The organism is Streptomyces sp. WELS2 (assembly GCF_013870595.1).
Classification (GTDB): domain Bacteria; phylum Actinomycetota; class Actinomycetes; order Streptomycetales; family Streptomycetaceae; genus Streptomyces.
In genome coordinates this window covers 1-2,702 of the sequence record NZ_JACBWZ010000820.1, presented here as the reverse complement: position 1 = coordinate 2,702, position 2,702 = coordinate 1, and the positions used below count along the sequence as shown (strand labels likewise).

The window sequence follows — 2,702 nt, the reverse complement described above, 5'->3', positions numbered from 1 at the left end:
CGAGACCACGCTGGAGAGGTTTCCGGCGAGCAGGAACCCCTCGTACTCCTTGGGGCTGGAAGCCAGTCGGGACACGTAGTCGTCGTACATGGCGCCCGTGAACACGCCGGTGCGCGAGCCGCGCAGGGCGCCCGGGTCCAGTCCCGCGCTCTCCAGCGTCTCCCACGCCGTCTCCAGCAGCAGCCGCTGCTGCGGGTCGGTGGCCGTCGCCTCGCGGGGCGAGATGCCGAAGAACTCGCGGTCGAACTGGTCGGCGTCGTGCAGGAATCCGCCGTGGCGCACGTACGAGGTTCCCGTGGCGGCCGGGTCGGGGTCGTACAGCCGCTCCAGGTCCCAGCCGCGGTTGACCGGGAACTCGCTGATCGCGTCGGCGCCCTCGGCGACCAGCCGCCACAGGTCCTCCGGTGAGGACACGCCGCCCGGGTAGCGGCAGGCCATGCCGATGATGGCGATCGGCTCGTCGTCGGCGGCGCCGGGACCGGCTCGGTGCCGAGCCTGGGTGCGATGATCCGGGCCCGCTGGGCCGCGCTGTACCGGGGCACGCCCCGGTTGCACACCGCGTACTCGTTCGAGTCGGTGGTGGACGAGGTCTGCTTCATCTTCGGGCCGATCGTCTCCATCGGCCTGTCCACGGCCTGGTTCCCGGAGGCGGGCCCGCTGCTGGCCGCCTGTTTCCTCGCGGCCGGCGTCTTCTGGCTGACCGCCCAGCAGGCCACCGAACCGGTGCCGGACCCGGACGCGCGGCACGGCGGCGGCAGCGCCCTGCGCTCGGTGGCGCTGCGGGTGCTGGTGGCCACCTTCGTCGCGACCGGGTCGATCTTCGGCGCGGTGGACGTGGTCACCGTCGCCTTCGCCGACGAGCGCGGCCACAAGGGCGCCGCCAGCATCGTCCTCGCGCTGTACGCGGCCGGTTCCTGCGTGGCCGGCGTGGTCTTCGGACTCCTGCGCCTGGGCGGGGCGCCGGAACGCCGCTGGCTGCTGGGCGTGGCGGCGATGGCCGTGAGTATGATCCCCCTCCTACTGGTCGGAAACCTGCCGCTTCTGGCCGTGGCGCTGTTCGTTGCGGGGCTGTCCATCGCGCCGACGATGATCACGACGATGTCCCTCATCGAGGAGCACGTACCTCGCGCGCGGCTCACCGAGGGCATGACCTGGGTGAGCACCGGCCTGGCGGTCGGTGTCGCGCTCGGCTCGTCCGCGGCCGGCTGGGCGATCGACGCGGCCGGGGCGCGGGCCGGGTACGGGGTTCCGGCCGTGTCCGGGGCCGTCGCGGTCGTGGTCGGTTTCCTCGGGTACCGCCGGCTGCGCAAGCCGGCCGCGGGGCGGGGAGGCACCGTTGAGCAGCACAGCGAGCGGGACGTACGGAACCTGGCGTAACTGGGGCGGCAACGTCTCCGCGCGGCCCGCCAGGCAGGTCGCGCCGGCCTCGGTGGAGGAGCTGGCCGCGGCGGTGCGCCGGGCCCGGGAGGACGGCCTGAAGGTGAAGGCGGTCGGCACCGGGCACTCCTTCACCTCGATCGCCGCCACCGACGGTGTCCTGATACGCCCTCAACTGTTGACGGGCATACGCACCATCGACCGGCAGTCCATGACGGTCACGGTGGAGGCGGGCACCCCGCTCAAGAGGCTCAACGCCGCCCTCGCGCGCGAGGGTCTGTCGCTCACCAACATGGGCGACATCATGGAGCAGACCGTCTCCGGGGCCACCAGCACCGGCACCCACGGCACGGGCCGCGCCTCCGGCTCCATCGCCGCCCAGATCAAGGGGCTGGAACTCGTCACGGCCGACGGATCCGTCCTCACCTGCTCCGGGCAGGAGAACCCCGAGGTCTTCGCCGCCGCCCGGATCGGTCTGGGCGCCCTGGGCGTCGTCACCGCGATCACGTTCGCCGTAGAACCGCTCTTCCTGCTCACCGCGCGCGAGGAACCGATGCCGCTGGAGCGGGTCCTGTCGGAGTTCGACCAACTGTGGGCGGAGAACGAGCACTTCGAGTTCTACTGGTTCCCGCACACCGGGAACACCACCACCAAGCGCAACAACCGCAGCGCCGGTCCCAGGCGGCCGGTGGGGCGGGCGGCCGCCTGGTTCGAGGACGAGTTCCTGTCCAACGGGGTGTTCCAGGCGGCCCAGTGGGCCGGCCGGGCCGCGCCGGCCGTCGTCCCGGCCATCGCCCGGATCTCCAGCAGGGCCCTGTCCGCGCGGACGTACACCGACATCCCCTACAAGGTCTTCACCTCGCCGCGCCGGGTGCGCTTCGTGGAGATGGAGTACGCGATCCCGCGCGCCGCCCTGGTGGAGACCCTGCGCGAACTGCGGACCATGGTGGACCGCTCGGGGCTGCGGATCAGCTTCCCGGTGGAGGTGCGCACCGCCCCGGCCGACGACATCACCCTGTCCACCGCCTCCGGCCGGGACAGCGCCTACGTCGCCGTGCACATGTTCCGGGGCACGCCGTACCAGGCGTACTTCACGGCCGCCGAGCGCATCTTCACCGCGCACGAGGGGCGTCCGCACTGGGGCAAGGTGCACACGCGGGACGCCGAGTACTTCTCCCGGGTGTATCCGCGCTTCGGCGAGTTCACGGCGTTGCGGAACCGTCTCGACCCGGACCGGCTGTTCCAGAACGACTATCTGCGGAGGGTCCTGGGAGCGTAGGCGCCGTTCCGGACGCGTCGGGCGCGCTGGGCGTGGGGCTCGGGGT

The 2,702-nt window shown here is 72.3% G+C and carries 1 protein-coding gene and 2 pseudogenes; 2 read left to right on the top strand and 1 reads right to left on the bottom strand.

Translation table 11 applies throughout. The features are described from left to right. Positions 1-471 (bottom strand): annotated as a pseudogene (locus H5J33_RS30320) (beta-ketoacyl synthase N-terminal-like domain-containing protein); the annotation flags it as partial. A 3-nt stretch (positions 472-474) separates the two neighbouring features. Here H5J33_RS30320 and H5J33_RS30315 point away from each other — a divergent pair. Together H5J33_RS30315 and H5J33_RS30310 are read left to right on the top strand one after the other, a co-directional pair. Continuing rightward, positions 475-1,377, top strand: a pseudogene (locus tag H5J33_RS30315) (MFS transporter); the annotation flags it as partial. After that, positions 1,337-2,656, top strand: a complete 1,320-nt coding sequence (locus tag H5J33_RS30310) for a D-arabinono-1,4-lactone oxidase (RefSeq protein WP_181797981.1) — start codon at positions 1,337-1,339, stop codon at positions 2,654-2,656. The pseudogene H5J33_RS30315 and the gene H5J33_RS30310, both read left to right, overlap by 41 nt. The last annotated feature ends 46 nt before the right edge of the window (positions 2,657-2,702 follow it).